Source organism: Agrobacterium sp. DSM 25558 (assembly GCF_900100825.1).
In the GTDB taxonomy this organism is placed as follows: domain Bacteria; phylum Pseudomonadota; class Alphaproteobacteria; order Rhizobiales; family Rhizobiaceae; genus Agrobacterium.
The window spans coordinates 47474-73851 of the sequence record NZ_FMUD01000019.1 but is presented as its reverse complement, the minus strand read 5'-3'; the positions used below and the strand labels follow the sequence as shown (position 1 = coordinate 73851).

Here is a 26378-nt window from a genome sequence, read left to right as displayed (position 1 = left end):
ATTTTGGCTAGGTGTTTATCCGCCTTCGCTGCCGGGGCCAAGCGTAGAGCCGGTTTTCAACGGACGATTTCACGAAATTGTTGTAAATGAAGCTGATATCAAGGCACCGCAGGGCTTGTGAAGCGTTCACCCAACATATCTTCTGCTGTTTATTCCAGGGAACATCGGCATCCATGATCCAGCAATCCAGCCTTTCGGAAATTTCGCTCTGGCTTTCGCAGCAAGGCTATGAAGGTGTCGCTGAAGAAACGCTGCTGTCCGGTTTTTGCGAGCGTTGCAATTCGGCGGGCATCAGCATTTCCTCGGCGTTGATCCTGATGGATACGCTGCACCCGGATTTCGAGGGTCACGCTTTTCGCTGGGACAGCCACGACGTTTTCGAATCGTCCAGCGTCTACGATTTTACCGACGATGGAACGGCGCGCGAGGCTTGGGAAAGCTCGGTGTTTTTCCATCTCATCAAAGAGAATGCCGATGAGGCGCGGCATCGGTTTTATCTCGGTGAAGACACGAAATTTCCAAAGCTGTCCGAACTGAAGCAAGCTGGACATACGGATTATCTGGCGGCGATCCATCGTTTTACGGATCGCGGAAGCATCGGTGAAATGAATGCTTTCTATTCGCACTGGCTGACCCGCCACCCGGAAGGCTTTCATGACGATGAGCTTGCCGCCCTGCGTCTGCTTTTGCCGACGCTTGCCCTTGCCTTCAAGGCCGCATCCTGCATGCGCATCATCGGCACGATCAGCGATGTCTATCTGGGCCGCGACGCCGGTCGCAAGGTCATGAGCGGCACGATTACCCGTGGCGAAGTCGAACGGATCGATGCTGTCTTGTGGTTTTCCGATCTGCGGGATTTCACCGGCATTTCCGACCGGGCCGAACCGGACCAGATCATTCCGTTCCTCAACGACTATGCCGGTCTGGTCATCGATGCGATCCACGCCCATGGCGGCAGCGTGCTGAAACTGATCGGTGACGGGGTGCTGGCCATCTTTCGCGATGCCGATCAGAGTTCGGGATGTGCCGCAGCGCTTGCGTCGGAAATTACCATGCGCACCAACCTGACCGTGCTGAACAACCGGCGAGAGCAGGAGGGGCTGCCGACAACGGATGTCTATCTCGGCCTGCATGTGGGGGAGGTTTTCTACGGCAATATCGGCAGCCGCAACCGGCTTGATTTTACCGTGGTCGGACCTGCGGTCAACATGGTTAGCCGCATCGGCAGCCTGTGCAGTTCGGTCGATCGGGACACGGTGATGTCCCGCGAGTTCATGGCTATGTGTCCAGAAAGCATGCGCGGCTTCATGGTGTCCATAGGACGTTATGCTCTGCGTGGCTTTGCCAGGGCGCATGAGCTTTACACCATCGACCCGGAAATGTGCTGAAGGTCGACAACGAAGCGAAATCGAACGGTTTTTCCGTTTTCATACCTTGTGCCACTTTGATGTAAGGCGTAGCCAAAGGTGGGGGCTATCGTCACATCACCGTCTTGCACGCATCTTTTCGATGTCGGACGGTTGCCTGTTCTCCGTTCAGGATCGGTTGCCATGCAAAAAGGTTTTCTACTGGGGTTGCTCGCTTATGCCAGCTTTTCCTGTGGAGACGCCACCATCAAGTCGCTGGGCTCTCAGGTCAGCGTCTTCGAGATCGGCTTTTTCAGCATCCTCTCATCGGCATCTCTCATTTTCTTTCTGAAGCCGAAGGAAGAACGCTGGCGCCATTTCTGGCGCATGAGCAGACCTTGGGCCGTGCATGGGCGCGCGATTTCAGGCCTCTTTGCCGGCATTCTTGGCATCTATGCGTTTACCAGCGTGCCATTGGCCGAGGCCTATGCGCTGATTTTCCTGTCACCGCTTTTCGTCACCATCCTGTCGGCGCTGGTGCTGAAGGAAGATATCGGGCTTTGGCGTTGGTCTGCGGTCATGGCAGGCATCGTCGGGGTGTTGCTGGTGGTGCGACCCGGCTTCAAAACGCTGGAACTCGGGCATTTCGCAGCGCTTTGCGTGGCCTTTCTGGCAGGGCTTACCATCGTTCTTCTTCGGTCGCTTGCGGGGCGGGAAAAACGCACCTCGATCATGGGCGTGCTGATCACCTATGGCCTGACGTTCAATGGCATCTTGATGATACCGGATTTTCAGGTTCCGACGCTCAACCAGATCGGTGCCTTTATCGTCATCGGAATGTGCACCGCTATCGGCCAGATCACACTGCTGACGGCGACGAAGATTGCGCCTGCGAGCCAGATCGCGCCATCTCACTACTCCCAGATATTATGGGCGGTCGCCATCGGTGCGTCCTTCTTTGGTGAATATCCGGATAGGCTTGCGATTTGCGGTCTGGTGGTTATCGCCTCTGCCGGATTGCTGACGATGATGCGCGAAAAAATCCGTCTCGGCTTCGTGCGCTGGAACCCGTTTTTTCGCAACAGGTTGTGAGCTACAGAGTCTGGCCGACCTGCTCCAGCAGCCAGTTTTGAAACGCTCGCGCCAGGACATTGTCCTGACGTCCCTCGGGCAACGCGATGTAATAGCTGTTTTCGGTGGTCAACGGCACGTCGAAGACAACGTTCAACAGGCCCGATTTCAGTTCGGCTTCGATCAGATAACGCGGTAAAAGCGCGAAACCAAGACCGCTGACGGCAGCTTCGATCAGCATGGAAAACTGGTCGAACCTGCTGCCGCGATAGGCACTGTCCGAGGTCAGCTTGTTCATCTCGAACCATTCCGTCCACAGCTTGGGGCGTGTGGTCAGGTGCAGGAGCGGTCCGTCCAGCATATCGGCGTGTTTTTCCAGGACTTTGGACGCCAAAAGTTGTGGACTTGCCACGGGCACGATCACCTCATTGCACAGAAATGTGCAGGTGCCGTGCGCCCAGACTGGCTGACCATAATGGATGGCGATATCGAAGCCTTCCTCATCGAAGTCGAAAGGCTGCGCGCGAGAGCCCACCGTCAGCACCGTGTTCGGGTTCCTTGCCATGAAGTCGTGCAGCCGCGGTGTTAACCAGCGGCTGCCGAAGGTGGGAAGGGTCGCAACGGACAGCAACGCGCTCGACGAGCCAGCGGTGACGGCTCGCACCATCAGTTGTTCGGATTGATGCAGCAGCTTCTGTACGTCAGGCAGGAACTTGCGCCCCGCATCGGATAGCACGACACGGCGGCGAATGCGCTCGAACAACAGCATGCCGGTCTGCGCTTCCAGATCACTGATCTGACGGCTGACGGCGCTCTGTGTCAGGTTGAGTTCTTCCGCGGCGCGCGTAAAATTTCCGTGCCTTGCAGCGCATTCGAAAGCCTGCAAGGTCACGATATCAGGAACCAGCCGTCTGCGTGTGTCCATTCCCGTCTCGCATCAACCTACGCGCTTTCTCGGTTGAAAGCAGCTCTCAAACCCGTACATGATCGGGAAAGAGAATGAAACGGAAATTCCAACGCGGATAGGAAGCTGCCATCAGCCGATCGACATCAGGCTGGCATTGCCGCCAGCCGCCGTCGTGTTGACACTCACGGAGACTTCTTCCAGCAGCCAGTTCAGATTGTAGGGCTGGTCACTTCCCCGCAATGCGTCGCTGAAGGCGGCCTGAACCAGGACAAGCGGCCCGGCAAGCTGCGCGATCTCAGCGTTTACCTGTTTCACGCGTTCCGCATCACCTTCCACCAGCGCACCGGCATATGGACCGGATTTGCCCCAGTCGTCCGACCACGTGATGTGCGCCGTGACGCTGGATGGCAGGCCGCCGAGTTCCACTTCCAGACCTGTCTGCTTGTCGATCGCAACCGTATTTCCGGTCGCCAGCGCTGCTGCCAGCTGACGGAACAATCCCTGTGTGGTCAGTGGAGCCAAGATGATGTGACCACGTGGATGCAAAGCATAAAGGTTGCGCTCGCCCACCGGGCCTGCCAGTTCCGTTTCGAAACCAAGGCCGGAGACTTGGGACGAGAGGCGAGCCATTTCTGCCGCTGCCTTGTCGCTCTTGGATTCCAGCCAGTTGGCGAAGTCGTTGACAGCAGTGTCGTTCTGCTGGCCCTTGCGCTCGACAGTTGGCGCATTTTTCGTCAAGCGTCCAAGATAGAGCGGACCACCAGCCTTGGGGCCGGTGCCGGAAAGGCCGCGCCCGCCAAAGGGCTGGACGCCGACGACAGCGCCGATGATGTTGCGGTTGACGTAAAGATTGCCCGCTTTGATACGGGAAAGCACATGCGCAATCGTCGTATCGAGACGCGTATGCAGACCGAACGTTAGACCATAACCCGTGGCATTGATGTCATCGATCAAACGGTCGAGCTTCTCGCGCCTGAAGCGGATGACGTGGAGGACAGGACCGAAGACTTCGCGTTTTAGATCAGACAGTGACGTCAGCTCGATGATCGTCGGCGGCACGAAGGTTCCCTTGTCCGTCTCACCGGAGGGCGTGATCTGCTCTATGCGGTTGCCCAGCGCACGCATGGATTCGATATGCTTTTCGATGTTCTCCTTGGCTTCCAGGGTAATGACCGGGCCGACATCCACCGATAGCTGGTCCGTTCTGCCGATGCGCAATTCGTGCAAGGCACCTTTCAGCATGGTCAGCGTTCGCTCAGCCACATCGTCCTGAAGGCACAGAACGCGCAGTGCCGAGCAGCGCTGACCGGCGCTGTCGAAGGCCGATGCGATGACATCAGCCACCACCTGTTCGGCCAGTGCCGAGGAATCGACGATCATCGCGTTCTGGCCACCGGTTTCGGCAATCAGCGGAATAGGACGGCCATCGCTCGAGACGCGCGCGGTCAGTTGTTTCTGGATGAGGCGGGCGACCTCGGTGGAACCGGTAAACATCACGCCTGCGGTTTGTGATGCACCCACCATCTGCGCGCCGGTTTTGCCATCGCCCGGCAGAAGCTGAACGGCATCTGCGGGAACGCCAGCCTCATGCAGCAGGCGAATGCCTTCTGCGGCAATCAACGGCGTTTCCTCGGCAGGCTTTGCCAGAACCGGGTTACCGGCAACGAGCGCTGCGGCCACCTGTCCGATGAAAATCGCCAGCGGGAAATTCCACGGGCTGATGCAGACGACGGGGCCGAGGGCCTGTTGCTGTGTGCCAAACGTATTGCGTGCCTCGGCTGCATAATAGCGCAGAAAATCGATAGCTTCGCGGACTTCGGCAATGGCGTTGGGCGCGGATTTCCCGGCTTCGCGCATAATCAGTCCGAGCAGAGTCGGCAATTTCGCCTGCATCAGATCGGCAGCTTTTTCGAGGCAAGCGGCGCGATTGTCCACGCTGGTCTGTGGCCAGGTGGATGCCGCGGCGGCTTCCAGTGCCTTGGTGACATCGTCCTCGGTCGGTTCGGTAACGAAGCCGACGACATCATTGCGGTCACCCGGGTTGAGAACGGGTCGCGTAGAACCCGTGGCATGTGGTGATGCGGCCTTCCATTCCAATTCCGCGCTTGCCGAAAGAGACTTGCTGAGCGCGGCGAGCGTCTCTTCGTTGGCGAGATCGAGACCTGACGAATTCACGCGTGCGCCATAGAGATTGGCGGGTTTGGAAATCTTGTCGTGCTGTGCACCCGGTGCCGGCATGGCTTTCACCACGGCGACCGGGTCTTCCAAGAGGGAGTCGATAGCAACATTCGGGTCCGCGATGCGGTTGACGAAAGAGGAGTTCGCGCCGTTTTCCAGCAGGCGGCGCACAAGATAGGCCAGCAGCGTTTCATGCGTTCCCACCGGCGCGTAAAAGCGGCAGGGGCGGTCGAGATTGTGTTTGCCGACGACCTCGCTGTAGAGCGGTTCGCCCATGCCATGCAGGCACTGAAACTCATAATCACCGACTTTGAACTCTGAACCGGCCAAATGATAGATCGTTGCCAGAGATTGCGCGTTGTGGGTCGCAAATTGCGGGAAAATGACGTCTCTATTAGCGAGAAGTTTGACGGCGCAGGCGATGTAGGAGACATCCGTATGGACCTTGCGGGTGAAGACGGGGAAGTCTTCCAAGCCATCCAATTGCGCCCGTTTGATTTCCGCGTCCCAATAGGCACCCTTGACGAGGCGCACCATGATGCGGCGGTTGGATCTGTGGGCGAGATCGATGATATAATCCAGCACGAAGGGGCAGCGGCGGCTGTAAGCCTGCACGACGAAGCCAAGGCCCTGCCAGTTGCCCAGCTCCGGGTCCAGCGCGATGGCTTCTAAAAGATCCAGCGACAGCTCCAACCGGTCGGCTTCCTCGGCATCGATGTTGAGGCCGATATCGTAGCTTTTGGCCAGCAACATCAGGGATTTCACGCGCGGCAGCAGCTCATACATCACGCGCTGTGCCTGCGCGCGGGCGTAGCGAGGGTGAAGGGCGGAAAGCTTGATGGAAATGCCGGGGCCGCCATAGACGCCGCGACCGGCGGAGGCCTTGCCGATGGCATGGATCGCCTGCTCATAGTCGCGGTAATAGCGCTCGGCATCCTTGGCCGTGGTCGCCGCTTCGCCCAGCATGTCGTAGGAATATTGAAAGCCCTTCGCTTCCAGTGCTTTGGAGCGGCTGATGGCTTCGCCGATGGTCTGGCCGGTGACGAATTGTTCGCCCATCATCCGCATGGCCATATCGACGCCGCGGCGGATGACCGGCTCTCCGGCGCGGGAAATGAGTTTTGTCAGGGCGGAGGAAAGACCCTTGTCGTTGACGGTAGACGTCAGCTTGCCGGTGATGACCAGTCCCCAGGTCGCAGCGTTGACGAACAGCGAGCGACCGCCGCCGAGGTGGGACCGCCAGTCGCCGGTGGCAATCTTGTCGCGGATCAACGCGTCGCGTGTGGCGGCATCGGGAATACGCAGCAATGCTTCGGCAAGGCACATCAGCGCCACGCCTTCCTGGCTGGAAAGCGAATATTCCTGTACCAGCCCCTCGACGCCGGTGCCTTTTGCCTTGGAGCGCAGGGCTTTGACCAGCTTGCGGGCAGTGTTGCGAATTGTCTCGCCTTGTTCAGGGGAAACCGTTGCCGCCCCCAGCAGTGTCGCAACGCAATCGGGCTCGGCAAGGCGGTAGGCGGCCGTTATGGCTTTACGCAAAGCGCTTTGCGGTCGCACCGGCGGCGCGAAATGGGCGAAAACGCCGTCCGTTTCGTTTGCGTGTGTCGTGGCAAGCCCAGCTAGATTTTCGGCCATCGGTCCGGTCCCTGATATCGGTCACGAGCGCTCTCTATTTCAGCGCTCTTTTTCGCAGATCAGAATATCATTGCTGGTAAAATTGCTACGCTCCTATTTTAGCGATATATCAGGACAAAATGACTTATAATTAGCATCAATAAAGGTCAATTGGATGGTGAAACCATCGGAATCAGGCGATCTGGATCACTTCGATCTGAAGATACTGCAAGCAATGAGCGAGGATGGGCGTATGTCCATCCTGCAACTCTCCAGGCAAGTCGGGCTATCGAAGACGCCGTGCCAGACACGGCTGAAACGCTTGGTGGATGAGGGCTATATTCTCGGCTTTCGCGCGATGCTGAACCCGGCCAAGCTGGGGCTGGAGCATATTGCGTTTACGGAAGTCAAACTATCGGACACGCGGGAAAAGGCGCTGGAAGATTTCAATACGGCCGTACGCAAGATCAAGGAAGTGGAGGAGTGCCACATGATTGCGGGCGCTTTCGATTATCTGCTGAAGGTACGCACGACAGACATTCGGAAATACCGGCTGGTGCTGGGCGAAAAAATCTCCAGCCTGCCATGCGTGGCCAACACATCGACGTTTGTCGTCATGCAATCGGTCAAAGATGTCGGAATATGAAAACGGCGCTGCCGTGAGGCAACGCCGTTTTAAATCTGAGCAAAGTGTTTAGCGAATTGCGGCGGCAGCAGTGACAGCGGCAACCTGGGCATCAGGCCCAAACTCGTTCTCGTCCTGGATACCGAGCAGTTCCTGCAAACGAAGACGCGCACGGCTCACACGGCTTTTTATCGTACCAACTGGGCAACCGCAAATCTCTGCAGCTTCCTCATAAGCAAAACCGGAGGCCCCGATCAGAAGAATTGCTTCGCGCTGATCTTCCGGAAGCTTTGCAAGAGCCGTCTTGAAGTCCTGCAAATCGACAGAGCCATGCTGTTCCGGCGGCACGGACAGGCGAGACGTGTAAACACCGTCCGTATCCTGAACCTCACGGCCGGATTTTCTGATCTGGCTGTAGAACTCATTGCGAAGGATCGTAACCAACCATGCCCGCATATTGGTGCCTGGTTGGTAGCTTTCCTGCTTAGCCCAAGCCTTCATGATCGTATCCTGTACGAGGTCATCGGCGCGGTCTCGAGAGCGAATGAGGGAGATGGCGAATGCTCGTAGATTGGGAAGGGCGGCCAGCATTTCGCGCTTGAAATTGTGTTCGTTCTTGCTCGAATCTGTTTCCATCATCCCCTCGAAGCTTTTGCGTTATTTTCAGCTTCGTCGAGCTTTTCGAGCAGATCGAGAAATTTGTCTGGAATGCCCTCGTCCTGAACCGCATCATACAGTTCTCGTAATTTACGCGAGATGACGGCTCTACCCGAGTCGGAAACCGTCGGCGACGTTCCCTTGTCAGATGGATCCTGATCCGATTGAAACATATTCATGATTTCCGGTATTCGTTAGGTTATGCCCGTAGTAATGCACGACTAAAAAAATAGTTCCAACCCGCTGGAACTATTTTTTGAACGCCGCGTTTTTTCCATTAGGTTTGCGTTGCAAGCCGCATGATACAGGGGAGAATTCCATGTCAGTTTCTACACGCATCGCACCGCATCTGCCTTACCTGCGCAGGTTCGCCCGTGCCGTTTGCGGTTCACAATCGACAGGTGACGCATATGTTGCCGCCAGCCTTGAAGCCTTGATCGCAGATGTGAGCATTTTTCCGCAGACGAGCAGCGATCGCGTTTCACTTTACCAATTGTTTGTCTCGATCTTTAGTTCCGTAACGATCAACATCAAGAGCGACGAAAACCTGACTGGCTGGGAAAAGCGCGCATCCGCCAATCTTTCTGCCGTCCCCGCGGTTCCACGTCAGGCATTTTTGCTGACGACCGTCGAAGAATTCTCCATCGCCGAAGTTGCCGAAATTCTGCGTGTACCCGAACCGCAGGTCGGAAAGCTGATCGATGAGGCCGCATCTGAAATCGCCCGCCAGGTTGCGACCGACATCATGATCATCGAGGACGAACCTCTGATCGCGATGGATATCGAGCAGATGGTAACCGATCTCGGCCATAACGTGACCGGCATTGCACGCACCCACAAGGAAGCGCTCGAGCTGTTCCACCGGACACAGCCGAAGATGATCCTTGCAGATATTCAGCTTGCAGACGGAAGCTCTGGCCTGGAAGCAATGAAAGAAATTCTTCAGATGACCACGCTGCCTGTCATCTTCATCACGGCTTTCCCTGAACGCCTTCTCACAGGCGAGCGTCCTGAGCCGACCTTCCTCGTCACTAAACCATTCAACCCTGACATGGTAAAAGCCCTCATAAGTCAGGCTCTGTTCTTTAATGAAAGTTCACGTGTCGCAGCTTAAGTGATTCTGAATTGAAGAGATTTTGGAACCCGGGTTCTTACCCGGCGTTCAGGTCTGCATGTTTGCTCGAATACAGCGACCTTGATCGTCGTTCCCCGTTAGGAGACCATATTGCATCGGCTGGCGTGGCATAATGCAGGGCGAGATGAGGGCGACCTTCACGATTCACTCGTGCTTGCCCTGTTGGACTCTGATGAGACGGTCATGCTTCAGGACCGCGATAAGGAATATATCTTTATCGCAAACCTGCCAGATGTATGGAGTCTGCCGACTGAGACCGACGAGGAACCGAACGATGTGACGATGTTCGGTAAGGACCTCGCTACTCGCCTGTCGGATTTGAAGAAAGATCTGACATCGGCAGGAAGCAGGGGCATGCTGGAGGTGAGCGCTGGCAAGGACCGCGTCTTTCAGTTTCACGTCTACTCCACCGTCAACATGTCCGGGCAACGCGTTCTGAAAACGACGATCAGAGAGATAACGGTTGAGCGACGGCGAGAGCAGTTGCTTCGTTCACTGCTGCGCGAAGTCAGTCATCGCTCCAAAAACCTCCTCGCCATTATCCAAAGTCTCTCGTCCCAAACGGCGCGGTTCAGCCTGACGAAGGACGACTTTCTGCGCAAATTCAGGGGGCGGCTGCATGCCTTGGCGCAATCCCAGGATTTGATAACGGATTCCGATTGGCGCGGTGCAGAGATTTTCGATTTGCTGAAACAGCAGGGTGATCTCTATCTTCCAGAATATCCGCATCTGATCCAGATGAAGGGCGAGAACCTTCTTCTCAATCCCAACGGTGCTTTATATGTGGGGCTGGCCTTCCACGAACTGGTCGTCAATACGATCAGTCATGGTGGAAATCTGTCACAGCACCTGCCATTGACGCTCGATTGTCGCAAAGACGGTGAGTTCTTCGAAGTGCGGTGGGCCGAACCGCTGGGCGGAAGTGGTGCATCTCAGATGCCTGCGGATGCGGACAAAAGAAGCAATTTTGGAAGTGTGGTTTTGGAAAAGGTCGTGCCCGCTGCATTGGGTGGTGAGGCAACATACAAAGTCTCTGCCGATAGCATCGATTACTTTCTAAGATTTCCCGCGCCCCTGCCGACCTGAATATCCCTACCTCGTAAAGCCGTTCAGCAAATTGCGCAGCCGCATAGACATGCGGCTTTCTCTGCTTATGCATAGTTGAGATGAGAGAACGTGATAAACCCAACAAAAAAGCACGGCTCCGTAGAGCCGTGCTATCTATGGCAGGTTTTCAGGGGCAAAACCTGCGTGCGCCAAGCCTCAGGCGGGGACGGGGAGTGGCTTGGCTTGTTTTAAAAACGCAAGTCTCGAAACTTGGTTCCAAGTGGTTTCAATTTTAATTCGGGTGAGCCGATTTTTTTCGAGCAAGAAAATGATGCGTCGGTCCTGTCAGGGTCCAACGGAATCCATGGACCGTATAATCCGTTGAAATGGTTGCGGAAAATGCACTTTCTGCATGACGTTTCGTAATGGTGGTGCCGAAACCGCTTCTGGTCGGAGGAACGGCGGGCGGCCCGCCGACATCTTTCCAGCCGATGGTCAGCTGGTCACGATCACCGTCGATCTCACGATCCCAGAAGAGTTCAACAGTGCCCGTGGCCGCTGATAGCGCGCCGTATTTGATCGAGTTGGTCGCCAGCTCGTGAATGATGAGACCCAGATTTTGTGCAGCTTCCGGCGACAGCATGAAGTCCTGTCCGGCGAGCTTGACCTGATCCATGGCGCTTCCGAAAACCTTCAAATGCGTTTCCAGCAATTTGCGTATCGGCAGGCCCTGCCATTGAACCTCTGACAGTGCGCTGATCGACATCCCCAAGCCACGGAGGCGGTGTTCCACCTCCTTTTGAAAATCAGCAACGCTGGTGTTTTCGCGCGCCAACTGGCGCATCATCGCCTGAACCAGCGTCAGCATGTTCTTGGAGCGGTGGACAAGTTCGTGTAGGATGAGGTGGGTGCGGTCTTCCGCCTGGCTGCGATCGAAGGACGCGTTGGAAAGCGCGATGGCGACCTGGTTGGCTTCCTTTATCTTCGTGTCGATTGGCGACACGATTTCGCCCTCACCAATCCGTTTGGCCATCTCAACCAGTTCGCGTATCGAGCCGCGCATCTGTCTGCCGACCAGATAAGCGCCGGCAATAGCGATGAGAACCAGGGCAAAGCTGCCGGTTATCATCTTGCGCCAGGTGCTTGCCAATGCAGACTGGCTGTTGTCGGCTGGTCCCCAGATGATGGCTTTCCACGACCACCCGGGCAGCTGCGAGTAGGCATATATAGTACCGTCGTCATCTTCAAAGCTGCCGCTGAACGCTCGGATTTGATCGCTTGCCAGCGTTTGGGAGAATGTGGCTCCGGCTGCGATTGTTTGCGGCGTGCTGGATGCCACGACGCGATTGTCTCCATCCAATATCGCTATCGTCCAGCCCGGCGGGAGGCTTTCCGTCGAGATCAGCCCCATCAAATCGCGAGCATTCTGCGTCATGATCAGCGCGTCACCCGCAGCCGAGAGTGCTGATGGCAATGGGCGCATGACGTTAAAGACCCATTCCTTGCTGGTGTTGCCATAAAAGATGTTGGAAACAACGGTCCTGCGTCCGCCAATGACGTCTGAAAGCTTGATTTCGGGCGGCACCTTCCCAAGGGGCTGGTCGAGCGGCACGCGGCTGTTCAATCGCTGTTTGCCGTCGGCGGTAGCGATGATGACGTATAGACCCTGCTTTTGGAGGCTATCACTCACACGCTTGTGAAACGCTGCGAGGTCTCCATCCTCCAGCTCTGGAAACTGTGAGAGCAGGTTGAGGGAGGTTGCCATTTCCTGTAGACGGCGGTCGATGTTGCGGCTGACCGCACGCGCATCTTCCATGGCCTCCCCTTGAAGGTCTCCCCGTTCGTCTGCTTCCAGCTTCAGCATCAAATAGCCGACGAATATAATCAACGGCAGCGTAATAACCGTTGTCATAACAACGAGATAGACACTAATAGGCGCGGTTGGAAAAAAACCGGCAAGGCGCTGTCGTAGTCTCGATATGATATTGTTCTGCATTGTCTCGCGGGTTTTTACCGGTGCTCAAATCATATTGGCATACCACAGAATGGCTTAAGCATCGGTCCTTCGCAATCCCATAATGTGCCCGTTTATCCGCCACTTCTGATAGGCATTTGCGCCGTCGGGTGCCTAAAAAAACATCGGAACCAATTTCCTTCCTGCGCCGTTTGCAAATCAACAGGCTCACACAGAAACGGATTTACCGTCGGGAGCCAGTTAAAATTGATATCACAAGGAAGGTACGAAATGAAAAAGACACTCACCATGATCGCCACAGCCGCTCTCTTGGGTTCCACAACATTCGCACCAATTGCTATGGCACAGGCCACAGCGCAACCTGCACCCGCGGCTCCAAGTGCGACTGCCCCGGCAACGACAGCATCGCCAGCTCCCTCTGCATCCACGGGTGGTGCATATCTGACAGAGCAGGCTGCAACGCAGATCAGCGCCAATGATTATATCGGCAATGCCGTTTACACCTCGACCGATGAAAGCATCGGCAGCGTGACCAACCTCATTCTCGAGGAAAATGGCGGCATCGTCGCAGCCGTTGTGGGCGTTGGCGGGTTCCTCGGCATCGGTGCCAAGGACGTGGCCGTTCCCATGGATAAGCTGACTGTTACACGCGATGCGGCAAATGGCACCGTGCGTCTGACGACAACTGAGACAGCCGAGTCTCTCAAGGCCGCTCCTGAATTCGTGACGATGAAGGATAAGAAGGCTGCTGAGGGTTCTGCCGCACCAGCAACAAATTCCACGACCGGTGGCGCAACGACCACTGCGCCCAAGCCATAATACGGTTACCTGGGAGAGGAGCTATGAGAGTGGTCTCATAGCGGAAACACCGGTCCATTTGGACCGGTGTTTTTTTGTCTAGATGCTGGCATTGCGTGAAGAGTGCCAGCGCCAGGCTGAGCGGATGATGTCCGTCAGCGTATATTGCGGCTCCCAACCCAGCACTTCCCGCGCCTTGTCGTTGTTGGCAACGAGAGTGGTGGAATCGCCTTCACGGCGGTCCGCATATTCCACAGGGAAAGGGCGGCCAGAGACTTCGGAAATCGTGTCGAGCAATTCCTTGACGGTCGTTCCCGTGCCGGTACCAAGATTGAGTTCGACCGTTTCGCCACCCTTCAGTAGATAGTCGACGGCGCGAACATGGGCGTCGGCGAGATCCAGAATGTGGATGTAGTCACGCACACAGGTGCCGTCTCGCGTGTCGTAATCCGTACCGAACACCTTGAAGCCTTCGCGACGTCCGAGAGCCGCTTCGATCGCAAGCGGAATGGCGTGGGTTTCAGGCTTGTGCCACTCACCGATGCGCCCTTCGAAGTCAGCGCCGGCCGCGTTGAAGTAACGCAGCATTACGGATTTCAGACCCTTATAGGTGCTGTAATCCTTCAACGCCTGCTCCACCACCCATTTGGTGCGGCCATAGGGATTGATGGGAGCCTGGGGGTGGGTTTCGTCCAGAGGCACGCGTTCCGGCAGGCCGTAGGTTGCGCAAGTGGAGGAGAAAACAAAGGCTTTGACGCCAGCATCCATGGTCGCAGACAAGAGTGTCAGCGCGCCGGTGACATTGTTATCGTAAAAAGCGACGGGATTTTTGACCGATTCGCCGACTTCGATCAGCGCTGCAAAATGCAGGACGGCTTCCGGCTGATGTTTCGCAAAAACTTCGTCCAGCCGCTGACGGTCGCGAATGTCACCCTGCTCGAAGGGCCCCCAACGCACAAATTCTTCGTGGCCATTGGAAAGATTGTCGAAAACGACGGGTTCATATCCGCGTTCGGCCAATAACAGGCAGGTATGGGAACCGATATATCCGGCACCGCCGACAACAAGGACTTTCTTCCGCATCCAACATTCTCTCCGTTAAAAGACGTGTTGGCAAACTGCCTAACATTTTGTCGGCAGAAGGGCAGCGGGAATTTGTTGCGGATGAAAAAGAAAGCCGCCTTCTGGTTGAGGCGGCTTTCGGTATCGGGTTACTTCTTTTTCAGGATCGTCGTTCGCGTGGCGACATACCCCAGCGCAATCGCCGACAGCAATGTCACGTATGGCCGCGTTTGAAGAACACTCGAAGCCATGGTCTGCGCGGCAATCGGTGCAGCAGACAACGGCAACACAGGTCTCACTGCATACCGTCTTGGTCTGCGAGCAATCGCAAGGCTAACGAGCATGATAACGCCGAGCAGAAACGCGATCCCTGCAATCACCAGAGCCGCGGGGCCGGCACCCAGTTCTTTTGCCAGATAGATCGAGCCCCCAATGATGGCTGCGATGAAAGCGATGGCAAAGAAGATGCCAGCCAGCGTCCACAATAATAGAGTGGACTTGATACGGCGGGTCACCAACTGGCCTTCGCGCTGGGTGTCACCAAGATAAAGCAGCAGCGTTTGAAGCATGTTGCTGCCTTATTTACGGGTGACGAGAGCGAGAAGGAAACCTGCGGCTACAGCGATGCCCAAAGACTGAAGCGGGTTCTTCTGTACCTGATAGGTGAGGTTGTCGTTGATGGACTGAATTTCATTGCGCACGGTTTCGACGGTCTCTTCGCCAGCGGCGTAAGCGTCATCTGCAACTCGTGAAGCACGGGCCTTCACCTCATGCGAAACGCCAGCTCCCAGTGCCTTTACGCTACCAGCAAGATTTGCCAGGTCTTCACGCAATTGCGCAAGCTGCGCAGATACTTCTGCCGCATCGCCGCTTTCAAGAGTTTCGCGCACTTTGTCTTCCACGTTACGAACCGTCGCCATGATGTTTCCTTTGCTGAAATGATGTCCAAACGCCGTGTCTACGGCTCACGCGTAAGTTCAAAACGCGCTGCACGGGGTTTGGTTCCGCGTTTTGAGCAGCCAGACATAAAAAACAGCCTCATTGCAGAATCTGTGCTGCGGGTTTGTTTTCCTGTCACAAGCATCATATAAGGCCCGTCTCAAGACGCGACCTTCTCCCATCCACGATAAGATGTGACCAACAAATGCTGCAAACGCCATATTACCTGATCGACAAGACGAAGCTTCTCCGCAATATGGAGAAGATTGCCTATGTGCGCGAAAAATCCGGTGCCAAGGCTCTTTTGGCGCTGAAGTGTTTTGCAACATGGTCTGTGTTCGATTTCATGTCGCAATATATGGATGGCACGACATCGTCTTCGCTCTACGAAGTGCGCTTGGGTCGCGAGAAATTCGGCGGCGAAACGCATGCCTATAGCGTCGCCTATGCCGATTACGAGATCGACGAGGTCATATCGAACGCCGACAAGATCATCTTCAATTCCATCGGTCAGCTGGAGCGTTTTGCCGACAAGGCGTCTGGCATCACACGTGGTCTGCGCCTCAACCCGCAGGTTTCCTCCTCCACCTTCGATATCGCCGACCCGGCGCGTCCGTTCAGCCGTCTGGGCGAGTGGGATGTTGCAAAGGTTGAAAAGGTCATGGACCGCATTTCCGGCTTCATGATCCACAACAACTGTGAAAATGGCGATTTCGATCTGTTCGACAGCATGTTGTCACAGATCGAGAACAAGTTCGGCACGCTTCTGGCGCGTGTGGACTGGGTCAGCCTCGGTGGTGGCATTCACTTTACAGGCGAAAATTATCCGCTCGACCAGTTCTGTGATCGTCTCAAGGAATTTTCGGAAAAATACGGCGTTCAGGTCTATCTGGAACCCGGTGAAGCCTCGATTACCAAGAGCACGACGTTGGAAACGACGGTTCTCGACACGCTGTTCAACGGCAAGAACCTTGCCATTGTCGACAGCTCTATCGAGGCGCACCTGCTGGATTTGCTGATTTACCGCGAAACCGCCAAGGTATCGCCCAATGAGGGCGACCATTCCTACATGGTCTGCGGCAAGTCTTGCCTTGCCGGCGACGTGTTTGGCGAGTTTCGTTTCGAAAACGAATTGAAGGTGGGTGACCGCGTCTCCTTCCAGGACACGGCCGGTTACACCATGGTCAAGAAAAACTGGTTCAATGGCGTCAAAATGCCGACCATTGCCATCAGGGAACTGGACGGTTCAATCCGTGCCGTCCGTGAATTTGGCTTTGCCGATTTCGAGCAAAGCCTTTCTTAAAGCACTCAAACACACTCATCCCTGCGGGGATAAAGGGGGCATCACCTGAAATGAAGAAGAACGTTCTCATCATCGGCGCCGGTGGCGTGGCACAGGTCGTGGCGCATAAGTGCGCCCAGAACAGCGATGTATTGGGAGACATTCATATTGCGTCACGCACAGTTGATAAGTGCCGCAAGATTGTCGAGTCCGTACGCGAAAAGAAGAGCCTCAAGACAGACGTAAAACTTGAGGCCCATGCGCTTGACGCGATGGATATCGAAGCAACGAAAGCCTTGATCGCAAAGACCGGCGTTCAGATCGTCATCAATGTCGGTTCGGCTTTCGTCAACATGTCCGTTCTTCGCGCCTGCATGGATGCGGGTGTTGCCTATATGGATACCGCCATTCACGAGGATCCGACCAAGATTTGCGAAAATCCGCCTTGGTATGGAAACTACGAGTGGCAGCGCGCGGCCGAATGCAAGGAAAAGGGCGTCACCGCCATTCTCGGCGTCGGCTTCGATCCGGGTGTGGTCAACGCCTATGCGCGTCTGGCCAAGGATGAGTATTTCGACAAGGTCACCTCGGTCGATATCGTCGATATCAATGCCGGCAGCCATGGTCGCTGGTTCTCGACCAATTTCGACCCCGAGATCAACTTCCGCGAATTCACCGGCGTCGTCTATTCCTGGCAGAACAACCAGTGGCAGACGAACGAGATGTTCGAAGTCGGCCAGGAATTCGATCTGCCTGTCGTCGGCAAGCAGAAGGCCTATATGACCGGCCATGACGAGGTGCATTCGCTGTCCAAGAACATGGATGGTGCAGATGTGCGTTTCTGGATGGGCTTTGGTGACCACTACATCAACGTTTTCACCGTGCTGAAAAACCTGGGTCTGCTCTCCGAAAAACCGGTCAAGACCGCCGAAGGTCTGGAAGTCGTACCGCTGAAACTGGTCAAGGCCGTGCTGCCCGATCCATCCTCGCTGGCACCCGATTATGTCGGCAAGACCTGCATCGGCGATGTCGTGAAGGGCATCAAGGATGGCAAAGAGCGTGAAGTCTTCATCTACAATGTGGCCGATCATAAGGACGCTTACAATGAGGTCGGCTCTCAGGGCATTTCCTACACGGCTGGCGTCCCGCCAGTTGCTGCGGCCATGCTGATTGCCACTGGCGAATGGGATGTGAAGCAGATGGCGAATGTGGAAGAACTTCCGCCGCAGCCATTCCTCAACATTCTCAACAAGATCGGCCTGCCAAGCCGCATCAAGGATGAGAACGGCGACCGCGCTTTGACATTCTGATCCGCACACAGATGACAGCGAAAAGCCCCGCATGCCGGGGCTTTTTATTGACCTGACCTTGCTTGGGGTGGTCGGTTTATTTTTTACCGTTCTTGCGTGCAGACACCTTGGGTTTCGCTGCTTCCTGGGCAGCGATGTCTTTCACGTCTGATTTCTTGCGGGTCGCGGGCTTTGTGGCCCGGGTATTTTCGAGCAGCGCATATTCGTGTTTTGCCTGTTCCCAGTGGTCGGCGTCCCGTCCATGCGGATGCCCTTCGCTTTCCCACAGGGTGTAGGCACGTTTGCTAATCCATTCTTGCGATGAAACCTGCATATTGATCTCCTGTTACGACGTCATCGCCCGAAAAGGGCCGTCTGTGTGGTCCGGCTGGAACGCTGGACAGGAATTGGTGCCGGTATTTTACCAACTCATTACATGCCACGATTCGCGGAGGCGTCAAGTGAAATTGCTGCACCGCAAAACGCTATGGTTGTTCCTTTTTCGAGTGATATCAACGCTCGGGAAAAGGCCATGTTTCACGCCGCAGCGATAAATGTTGCGTGATGTTGCCGAGACCTTCACACTGCGCAAGAATGCACTGTGACTGAGGAGGCATGATGCAGAACGGTTCCGTAACGGATGACATTCTTATCGAGAAAAATGGCAGCGTCGGCCTAATCCGCCTCAACAGACCCAAAGCCATCAACAGCCTCAACGAAGCCATGGTCTCCGGCATGAAAGCCGGGCTGGACCTCTTTGTCCACGACCCTGATGTGACAAGTGTGGTCCTGTTCGGAGAGGGAGAACGCGGCCTTTGCGCCGGTGGCGATGTGCGCCTGATCTATCAAGCGCGATCCAGCGACGACATTAGCCGCACGCGTTTCTGGCGTGAGGAATTTCCGTTGAATGAACGGATTTCCCATTATCCGAAACCGTATATCGCCTTGATGGATGGCATCGTCATGGGCGGCGGCGTCGGCATTTCCGCCCATGGCCGATATCGCATCGTGACTGAGCGAACCCGGCTCGCCATGCCGGAAACCGCCATCGGCTATTTTCCGGATGTGGGCGCAACATGGCTGCTTCCCAAAGCCCCGGGTGAAACCGGAACATGGTTGGGCCTGACGGGCCGTGAAGTTGGTGCGGCTGACGCGATATATGCGGGTCTTGCAGATTATCACATTCTCTCGCACCGCCTAACGGAACTGGTGCATGCCTTGGCGCAAACCGCGTTCGCTGCCGATGTCGGAGCCGTCATCGAGACGTTTTCGGTGAGGCCGGAAACCCCTGCTGTTCTCGCCGCCAACAGCGGCTCGATCGATACCGCATTCCGCTTCGACACGGTTGAGGAGATCATTGCTGCACTTGCGGCCATTAAGGGTGATTTCGCCATGGAAACGCTTTCGGTTTTGCAATCGAGATCTCCGACCAGCCTGAAATTGACCTTGCGGCTTTTGCGCGCAGGGCGGCAAAGTTCCGGACTGATCGAATGTCTGGAACGGGAGTTTGCCGCGGGCTGCGAAGTGCTGCGCAATCATGATTTCTATGAGGGCGTACGCGCCGCACTCGTCGATAAGGATCGCAATCCCAAATGGCATCCGGACACGCTTGGCGACGTGACGGAGGAGGATTTGGATCGGTATTTCGTTTCCGTCAAACCGCCGCTGTTTCGCGATCATCGCCTCTAACGTCTCGCTCGCGAACATGCGTCCGAATTTTACTGACCCAGGGAGTAAAACATTCTAAGTTCGACTTGAGATGGAGAGTCCCGTTCCTCGCGACTGCCGGCAGGTTTCCGTATCTTGCCGGTACAATTTTGTGCTGTGGGGAATTCCATGAAACGTATCATGCTTATCGGTGCTGCCATTGCGGCGCTTCTGTCGACGTCTGCTTTTGCGCAGGAGCCGAAAACGCTTCTCAACGCGTCCTATGACGTCGCGCGTGAAGTGTTTGCCGCCGAAAACGAAGCCTTCATCAAGCTGCATCCGGGCGTTACCATCGACCAGTCACATGCCGGAACCTCCAAGCAGGCGCGCGCCATCGTTGAAGGTCTCGAGGCCGACGTCGTCACCTTCAACCAGGTGACGGATATCGATTTTCTGGTGAAGCAGGGTTTTGTCTCGGCAGACTGGCAGAAAAATTTTGCCAATGATGCGTCGCCCTTTTATTCCTTCCCGTCCTTCCTGGTTCGCGCTGGAAACCCCAAGAACATCAAGGACTGGGATGATCTTGTCAGGGACGATGTGAAACTGGTTTTCCCGAACCCGAAAACATCCGGCAACGCCCGCTATACCTATCTGGCAGCGACCGCTTACGCGAAGGAAAAGTTCAACGGCGATGACGCCAAGGTTCAGGACTTCATCAAGAAGATATTCGCCAACACGCCTGTCTTCGACACCGGAGGCCGTGCGGCGACCACGACCTTTGTCGAGCGTGAAGTCGGCGACGTGCTGATCACCTTCGAAGCCGAAACACGCGGCATCGCCAAGCAATATGGCAAGGGCAAGGTCGAAAGCGTCGTTCCCTCGGTCAGCCTTCTGTCGGAATTCCCGGTCGCCGTTGTCGATAAGGTTGTCGATAAGCGCGGTTCGCGCGAACTGGCGAAGACCTATCTCGATTTCCTCTACACCGAGGAAGGCCAGCGCATTGCTGCCCAGTTCGGTCACCGCGTCCACAATGAAAAAGTCGGAGCCGAGTTCAAGGACCAGTTCCCGCAAATCCGTCTCGTCAACGTCAACGACGTGTTCGGCGGCTGGGATAAAGTCCAGAAAGAACACTTCGCATCCGGTGCCGTGCTTGATACGCTTTACGGCAACCGCTAATCGCTGATTGGTTGAGATAACATCGACCCGGTGGGCCTCCCGCCGGGTCGATCTTTCATGATAGGGGACGGGTGTGAGACGCAATGTTTTGCCGGGGCTGCGCTTGTCGCTTGGCGTTACCCTGCTTTATGTCGGCATCATCGTCGTCCTGCCGCTGGCCGCGCTTGTCTTCAAGGCGGCAAGCCTCGGTCCTGCCGAATATTGGGCGATCATTTCCTCGCCGCGTGCGGTGGCAAGCTACCGCGTTACCGTGCTGTGCGCGCTTGCCGCCACGCTGTTCAACGTCGTCTTCGGGCTGGCATTGGCGTGGGTGCTTACCCGTTACCGCTTTCCCGGTTGGCGTCTGGTCGATGCCATTGTCGATCTTCCCTTCGCGCTGCCCACGGCTGTTGCCGGTATTGCGCTGACAGCGCTGTTTGCGGGAAATGGTTGGTTCGGATCGATCCTTGCCCATGCCGGCATCAAGGTTGCCTATACCCCGCTCGGCATCATCATTGCCATGGCATTTACCAGCCTGCCTTTCATCGTTCGCACGGTACAGCCGGTGCTGGAGGATTTGGACCCAGCCTTGGAAGAAGCGGCGCAGTCTCTGGGTGGTTCGGATTTCGAGATTTTCCGAAAGGTCATTCTGCCCTTGCTGACGCCTGCCATTCTGGCGGGCCTGTCGCTCTCTTTCGCCCGCAGCCTTGGCGAGTTCGGCGCGATCATCTTTATCGCTGGCAACCAGCCGTTTTCGACCGAAATCACCTCACTTCTCGTCTTCATACGGCTGGAGGAATATGATTATCAGGCCGCCGCCGCCATTGCCTCGGTGCTGCTGATCACGGCCTTCGTCATGCTCGCCGTCACCAATTACCTTCAGACGCGCGCCTTGCGTTACACGGTGAGGAGCTAACCGATGAGCGCTCATTCCTCCGCTCGTAAGCCACCCCGTGTGGGTGATGCCCCCTGGGTGCGTCGCTCGCTGATTGCGTTCGTTCTGGTGATCGGTGCCTTGCTCGTCGTCGCACCTCTGCTCATCATCGGCGTCGAAGCCTTCTCCCAGGGGTGGAAGACCTATACGGCGACCATCAATCACCCCGATACGCGCCACGCCATCATGCTGACGGTGATCACGGCGCTGATCGCGGTGCCCGTCAACACCGCCTTCGGCATTGCCGCCGCGTGGGCGATTACCAAGTTCGATTTCCGGGGCCGTCGCTTTCTGCTGGTCCTCATCGAAATACCCTTCTCCATCTCACCCATTGTGGCGGGCGTGGCCTATCTCTTCGTTTACGGCCTGCAAGGTCTGCTCGGCCCGTTTTTCGCGGCTTATGACATCAAGGTGCTGTTTGCCCTGCCGGGCATCGTCATCGCCTCCATGTTCGTCACCGCACCCTTCGTGGCGCGCGAATTAATCCCGCTGATGCAGGCGCAGGGGCGTGATCTGGAAGAGGCGGCGACGTCGCTTGGCGCATCCGGCTGGCGCACCTTCTGGTCCGTGACCCTGCCCAATATCAAATGGGCGCTGCTCTACGGTGTTGTGCTGTGCAATGCGCGCGTCATGGGTGAGTTCGGCGCGGTCTCGATCGTATCAGGCAATATTCGCGGCCAGACCAACACCCTGCCTTTGCATATCGAACTTCTCTATCACGATTATCAGGCCGCTGGCGCTTTCGCCTCGGCATCCATTCTCGCGGCTCTCGCCGTCGTCACCATCATTGCCAAGGTCGCGCTCGAAAAGCGCGGGGCAGGGCGTGGCGCCAAGAAAACCGCCGCTATGCCGGAGACAAGCGCATGAAAATCCGCCTCGAAAATGTGGTGAAGACCTTCGATAATTTTCGTGCGGTGCGCGATGTGTCGCTGGATATCGAAAGCGGAGAACTGCTGGCGCTGCTCGGCCCTTCCGGTTCCGGCAAAACCACGATCCTGCGCATGGTCGCCGGGCTGGAATATACCGATGGTGGCCAGATTTATTTCGGCGACGAGGACGCCACCAATATTCCGGTGCGCGACCGCGGCGTCGGCTTCGTGTTTCAGCATTATGCGCTCTTCCCGCATATGACGCTGCACGAAAACATCGCCTTCGGCATGAAGGTTTCCAAGGTCAAACGCGACAAGGCCGCCATCGATGCGCGGGTGGATGACCTGCTGCGGCTGGTGAAGCTGGATGGTCTCGGCGAACGGTTCCCGGCGCAGATATCCGGTGGTCAACGCCAGCGCGTTGCACTGGCCCGAGCTCTATCCGTCGATCCGAAGGTGCTGCTGCTGGATGAGCCCTTCGGCGCGCTGGATGCCAATGTGCGCCGAGATCTGCGCCGCTGGCTGCGCGAAATCCATAACGAACTTGGTATTACCACCATTTTCGTGACCCATGATCAGGAAGAAGCACTCGATCTGGCAGATCGTGTCGTCATTCTCAATCAGGGTGAAATCGTCCAACAAGGTACCCCGAAAGAGGTCTGCCGCCAGCCGAATTCTTCGTTTGTCATGCGTTTCCTGGGTGATGCCAATCGCATTTCCGGGACGGCCCGCGCAGGCAAGGTCTACGTTGGTTCAGCCGAAGTACCCTTCGCCTATGGTCAAGCCGATGGCCCGGTCGATATCTACGCCCGCCCCAATGATCTGGAATGGGAAGACCTTCATGATGGCATTCCGGCGCAGGTCACCCGCGTGCTGGACCGCGCAGGCGACCGCCGTGTCATTGCCTCAACAACGGAAGGCGATCTCCTGGAATTTGACGTCCCGCCGGAAACAGCCGTCGAGGCAGGCGACCACGGCCATATCGTCATTCGCAGAGCAAAGATTTTCCCGGCGGGTTAAACGCTGAGTTCGAATGCCGTTTCCGCCAGCGCTTCGCCGTTCACCATCAGCTGTATCAGATGCAGGCCGGGATAATGCTTGCGGGTGGTGAAATCGCGGATGGCGCGGCTGATAGAGAGTGTGCAGCCTTCACCCGGTTGAAGGCTCAGCTCTTTCCATTTAAAAATCTTAGGCGAACTGCCGCCGCCCTTCTTCACGTAGTGAACGGCGTAATCGATCACCAGCTTTTGGGGCTTCTCGGATGTCGAGCGAAGCGATGCCGAAATCCGCACATTGCCACCCAGCGGCAAAGCGTTCGGTGACACATTAAACGCCTCTATCGCAATATCCGCTTTTCCATTTGAGCCGAGATGCGCCAGCGCCGAGGCATCGCCTTTCTTCACCAGCGTTCGCAGTGCCTGCCGGATGATCCATGCCGTGTGTTTGTTTCCTTTCGGCCAGGTGGAGATACGGTCGAGAACCCATTGCGGATTGTCCTTGGTGATATCGTTCAGATGGTTGGCCACAGATTTGCGCACATAGAGTGCGTCATCGCTTTTCAGGTTTTCAAGAATGGTCGCGACGGGCGAGGGGTCATCGATCAGCGCCTTGATCTGGAACGACCAAGGCAGGCGCGGGCGGCAACCTTCGCTGGCCAATCGGCGTACATGCTCGTTGTCATCTCGCGACCACTCCTCCATCGTCGCCAATGCGCGCGGCATATCCGCGAGGATAAAATGACGGATCGCGAATTCCGACGAGCCGAAGCGGGTGAAAAATTTGAGCGCATCCATTGAGGCATCGAAATGTTCCAAGCCGTAGAGCGCGGCATATTCCGATAGGGAAATCGAAACAAAGCCGTGGTTGATGCGCGGTGCCAGCGCCATCAGGATTTCGAGATTGCGGGCATAGTCACCGGGCAGCGTGGCATGAAGGCTGGTCGCCACCTGACGCATGCGCTGCATGATGCCGAGTGTATCGAGGTTGGTCTCGGCCAGTGCCAGAAATGCCTGTTCATCAAAGGGTGGATAAACGGCTTTTGTCTCAGCAGCGATGGATTGCAGGCGGGCGCGGTTGAAGATTTCCTTCAATGCAGGTGCTGTGGTGTCGCTAATCTCTGCCATCCATTTGCTTCATCGTTCACTATTTGTTCGTTTACCGAAAGCCGCTGATTTTTGCAAATGAAAAGCCCGGCGTCGCAAAACACCGGGCTTTAAAACTTCAGCTCAATTCAACTGGATATCAGTTCATCTGGCTGACGAAGCGTGTTTCCAGATACGCACCGACGGCTTCCGAGCCACCTTCCGTGCCGTAGCCCGAATCCTTGATGCCGCCGAATGGCACTTCCGGCAAAGCAAGGCCGTTGTGGTTGATGGTCAGCATGCCAGCTTCCACCTGACGGCCAAGCTCGTGCGCCGTCTTGACCGAGCCGGTGAAGGCGAAGGATGCGAGGCCGAATGGCAGGCGGTTGGCTTCCGAGATCGCGTCATCGAAGGACTTGAACGTGTTGACGATGGCAACCGGGCCAAACGGTTCGTCGTTCATGATCTTGGCAGATGTCGGAACGTTGGCCAGCACTGTCGGCTCGAAGAAGTTGCCCTTGTTGCCGATGCGCTTGCCGCCGGTCTTCAGTTCCGCGCCGTGTGTGACGGCATCCTGAATGAGCGCTTCCATCGCCGGGATGCGGCGCTCATTGGCGAGCGGGCCCATGGTGATGCCGTCTTCCAGGCCGTTGCCGACCTTGACGGCCTCAGCGGCTTTAACGAAGCCGTCTAGGAACTGGCTGGCAACGCCTTCCTGCACGAGGAAACGTGTCGGTGCGACGCAGACCTGACCGGCATTGCGGAACTTCGACATGGCCATGATTTCGACGGCCTTTTCGATATTGGCATCATCGAAGATCATGACAGGCGCGTGGCCACCCAGTTCCATCGTTGCGCGCTTCATGTGCTTACCAGCAAGGGCTGCGAGGTGCTTGCCGATAGGCGTGGAGCCGGTGAAGGAAATCTTGCGGATGACCGGATGCGGAATAAGATATTCGGAAATTTCCGATGGCACGCCGTAAACGAGGTTGACGACGCCAGCGGGAACGCCTGCATCCACGAAGGCGCGGATAAGTTCGGCAGGCGATGCCGGTGTTTCCTCGGGTGCCTTGACGATGATGGAGCAGCCAGCAGCCAGTGCAGCGGAGAGCTTGCGCACGATCTGGTTGATCGGGAAGTTCCAAGGTGTGAAGGCGGCAACTGGGCCGACGGGAACCTTGATGGCAAGCTGCGAAACACCGGTGGCACGGGCAGGGATGACCTGGCCGTAGGTGCGGCGGGCTTCTTCGGCAAACCAGTCGATGGTGTCGGCAGCGCCCATGACTTCCATGGCAGATTGCGCCAGTGGCTTACCCTGTTCGCGGGTCATCAGCCAGGCAATCGTGTCCTTGCGCTCGCGCAACAGGTCGGCAGCCTTGCGCATAATCTTGGAACGCTCATAGGCGGATGTTTCGCGCCATACCTTGAAGCCCTTGTCGGCAGCATCCAGCGCCAGATCGAGATCGGCCTTTTCAGCGTGGGCAATCTGGCCTAGAACTTCGTCGGTTGCCGGATCGGAAACGGCAATGGTCTTGCCGGAAAGGGCATCGCGCCATTCGCCGTTGATGAGGAGTTTGACGTCGGGATAGCTGTGCATGTGAAATACCTTCGTGACTTGACCGACCGGCACGGTGCCGATGCTTCGTTTAATTGCGGTCTCGGAATTTACCGGCGCTGTATGACGTGTCTTCCGTGGCGGGACAATCGAGGGCAGCGATACCGGATATGGCAAATGGATTGCCAGAGACGATGATGACATCTCTATAT

The 26378-nt window shown here is 56.4% G+C and carries 24 protein-coding genes; 13 read left to right on the top strand and 11 right to left on the bottom strand.

Features of this window, described 5'->3' with window-relative positions; all coding sequences use genetic code 11:
• Positions 1-173: 173 nt before the first annotated feature.
• Positions 174-1388 carry an adenylate/guanylate cyclase domain-containing protein gene (locus DSM25558_RS16795; protein WP_077105838.1) on the top strand — a complete coding sequence of 405 codons (1215 nt, stop codon included), beginning with the start codon at positions 174-176 and terminating at the stop codon, positions 1386-1388.
• 162 nt (positions 1389-1550) lie between these two features.
• Positions 1551-2438: a DMT family transporter gene (locus DSM25558_RS16790; RefSeq protein WP_077105837.1), complete on the top strand. Its 888-nt coding sequence runs from the start codon at positions 1551-1553 to the stop codon at positions 2436-2438.
• Between the two features lies 1 nt (position 2439).
• Here DSM25558_RS16790 and DSM25558_RS16785 read toward each other — a convergent pair whose 3' ends face one another.
• Both DSM25558_RS16785 and putA read right to left on the bottom strand, forming a co-directional pair.
• Complete coding sequence (locus DSM25558_RS16785; RefSeq protein ID WP_077105836.1) at positions 2440-3342, bottom strand: LysR family transcriptional regulator; 903 nt, start codon at positions 3340-3342, stop codon at positions 2440-2442.
• A gap of 111 nt (positions 3343-3453) precedes the next feature.
• Positions 3454-7137, bottom strand: coding sequence for a trifunctional transcriptional regulator/proline dehydrogenase/L-glutamate gamma-semialdehyde dehydrogenase (gene putA, locus DSM25558_RS16780; protein WP_077105835.1), 3684 nt, complete (start codon positions 7135-7137; stop codon positions 3454-3456).
• A gap of 154 nt (positions 7138-7291) precedes the next feature.
• On the opposite strand from putA, the gene DSM25558_RS16775 reads away from it, so the two are divergent.
• Positions 7292-7762 (top strand): Lrp/AsnC family transcriptional regulator, encoded by a 471-nt coding sequence (locus DSM25558_RS16775; RefSeq protein WP_077105834.1) that lies wholly within the window; start codon positions 7292-7294, stop codon positions 7760-7762.
• A 48-nt stretch (positions 7763-7810) separates the two neighbouring features.
• Here the strand turns inward: DSM25558_RS16775 and DSM25558_RS16770 are convergent, their stop codons facing one another.
• Together DSM25558_RS16770 and DSM25558_RS16765 are read right to left on the bottom strand one after the other, a co-directional pair.
• Entirely contained in the window at positions 7811-8377 is a 567-nt protein-coding gene (locus DSM25558_RS16770; protein ID WP_077105873.1) for a sigma-70 family RNA polymerase sigma factor, read from the bottom strand.
• Positions 8377-8577 (bottom strand): NepR family anti-sigma factor, encoded by a 201-nt coding sequence (locus DSM25558_RS16765; protein ID WP_077105833.1) that lies wholly within the window; start codon positions 8575-8577, stop codon positions 8377-8379. Before DSM25558_RS16765 ends, DSM25558_RS16770 begins: the two co-directional genes overlap by 1 nt.
• 140 nt (positions 8578-8717) lie before the next feature.
• Here DSM25558_RS16765 and DSM25558_RS16760 point away from each other — a divergent pair, with 140 nt between their 5' ends.
• Both DSM25558_RS16760 and DSM25558_RS16755 read left to right on the top strand, forming a co-directional pair.
• Positions 8718-9512 (top strand): response regulator, encoded by a 795-nt coding sequence (locus DSM25558_RS16760; protein WP_077105832.1) that lies wholly within the window; start codon positions 8718-8720, stop codon positions 9510-9512.
• A gap of 111 nt (positions 9513-9623) precedes the next feature.
• Positions 9624-10619 (top strand): sensor histidine kinase, encoded by a 996-nt coding sequence (locus tag DSM25558_RS16755; protein ID WP_077105831.1) that lies wholly within the window; start codon positions 9624-9626, stop codon positions 10617-10619.
• Between the two features lie 253 nt (positions 10620-10872).
• Here DSM25558_RS16755 and DSM25558_RS16750 read toward each other — a convergent pair whose 3' ends face one another.
• Positions 10873-12576, bottom strand: a complete 1704-nt coding sequence (locus DSM25558_RS16750) for a sensor histidine kinase (RefSeq protein ID WP_077105830.1) — start codon at positions 12574-12576, stop codon at positions 10873-10875.
• A 249-nt stretch (positions 12577-12825) separates the two neighbouring features.
• On the opposite strand from DSM25558_RS16750, the gene DSM25558_RS16745 reads away from it, so the two are divergent.
• Complete coding sequence (locus tag DSM25558_RS16745; protein WP_077105829.1) at positions 12826-13374, top strand: PRC-barrel domain-containing protein; 549 nt, start codon at positions 12826-12828, stop codon at positions 13372-13374.
• A 78-nt stretch (positions 13375-13452) separates the two neighbouring features.
• Here the strand turns inward: DSM25558_RS16745 and galE are convergent, their stop codons facing one another.
• From galE to DSM25558_RS16730, 3 genes are all read right to left on the bottom strand, one after another.
• On the bottom strand, positions 13453-14436 hold the full coding sequence (gene galE / locus DSM25558_RS16740; protein ID WP_077105828.1) for a UDP-glucose 4-epimerase GalE: 984 nt from the start codon (positions 14434-14436) through the stop codon (positions 13453-13455).
• Positions 14437-14564: 128 nt separating this feature from the next.
• Complete coding sequence (locus DSM25558_RS16735; RefSeq protein WP_077105827.1) at positions 14565-14984, bottom strand: hypothetical protein; 420 nt, start codon at positions 14982-14984, stop codon at positions 14565-14567.
• A gap of 9 nt (positions 14985-14993) precedes the next feature.
• Entirely contained in the window at positions 14994-15335 is a 342-nt protein-coding gene (locus DSM25558_RS16730; RefSeq protein ID WP_077105826.1) for an ElaB/YgaM/YqjD family protein, read from the bottom strand.
• A gap of 224 nt (positions 15336-15559) precedes the next feature.
• Between DSM25558_RS16730 and nspC the strand changes: the two genes are divergently transcribed.
• Entirely contained in the window at positions 15560-16657 is a 1098-nt protein-coding gene (gene nspC / locus DSM25558_RS16725) for a carboxynorspermidine decarboxylase (protein ID WP_077105825.1), read from the top strand.
• Between the two features lie 50 nt (positions 16658-16707).
• Positions 16708-17946, top strand: a complete 1239-nt coding sequence (locus tag DSM25558_RS16720; RefSeq protein WP_077105824.1) for a saccharopine dehydrogenase family protein — start codon at positions 16708-16710, stop codon at positions 17944-17946.
• 76 nt (positions 17947-18022) lie between these two features.
• On the opposite strand, the gene DSM25558_RS16715 is transcribed toward DSM25558_RS16720, so the two are convergent.
• Positions 18023-18259 (bottom strand): DUF2934 domain-containing protein, encoded by a 237-nt coding sequence (locus DSM25558_RS16715; RefSeq protein ID WP_077105823.1) that lies wholly within the window; start codon positions 18257-18259, stop codon positions 18023-18025.
• A 284-nt stretch (positions 18260-18543) separates the two neighbouring features.
• Here DSM25558_RS16715 and DSM25558_RS16710 point away from each other — a divergent pair, with 284 nt between their 5' ends.
• From DSM25558_RS16710 to DSM25558_RS16690, 5 genes are all read left to right on the top strand, one after another.
• On the top strand, positions 18544-19614 hold the full coding sequence (locus tag DSM25558_RS16710) for an enoyl-CoA hydratase/isomerase family protein (protein WP_077105872.1): 1071 nt from the start codon (positions 18544-18546) through the stop codon (positions 19612-19614).
• 147 nt (positions 19615-19761) lie between these two features.
• Positions 19762-20748, top strand: a complete 987-nt coding sequence (cysP, locus tag DSM25558_RS16705) for a thiosulfate ABC transporter substrate-binding protein CysP (protein WP_077105822.1) — start codon at positions 19762-19764, stop codon at positions 20746-20748.
• A gap of 73 nt (positions 20749-20821) precedes the next feature.
• Positions 20822-21643 (top strand): sulfate ABC transporter permease subunit CysT, encoded by an 822-nt coding sequence (gene cysT, locus DSM25558_RS16700; RefSeq protein WP_077105821.1) that lies wholly within the window; start codon positions 20822-20824, stop codon positions 21641-21643.
• Positions 21644-21646: 3 nt separating this feature from the next.
• Positions 21647-22528: a sulfate ABC transporter permease subunit CysW gene (cysW, locus tag DSM25558_RS16695; protein WP_077105820.1), complete on the top strand. Its 882-nt coding sequence runs from the start codon at positions 21647-21649 to the stop codon at positions 22526-22528.
• Positions 22525-23550: a sulfate/molybdate ABC transporter ATP-binding protein gene (locus DSM25558_RS16690; protein ID WP_077105819.1), complete on the top strand. Its 1026-nt coding sequence runs from the start codon at positions 22525-22527 to the stop codon at positions 23548-23550. Before cysW ends, DSM25558_RS16690 begins: the two co-directional genes overlap by 4 nt.
• Here DSM25558_RS16690 and DSM25558_RS16685 read toward each other — a convergent pair.
• Positions 23547-24644, bottom strand: a complete 1098-nt coding sequence (locus DSM25558_RS16685; protein ID WP_077105871.1) for a DNA alkylation repair protein — start codon at positions 24642-24644, stop codon at positions 23547-23549. The two genes, DSM25558_RS16690 and DSM25558_RS16685, sit on opposite strands and share 4 nt — an antisense overlap.
• A 127-nt stretch (positions 24645-24771) precedes the next feature.
• Positions 24772-26208: an NAD-dependent succinate-semialdehyde dehydrogenase gene (locus DSM25558_RS16680; RefSeq protein WP_077105870.1), complete on the bottom strand. Its 1437-nt coding sequence runs from the start codon at positions 26206-26208 to the stop codon at positions 24772-24774.
• Positions 26209-26378 lie beyond the last annotated feature (170 nt).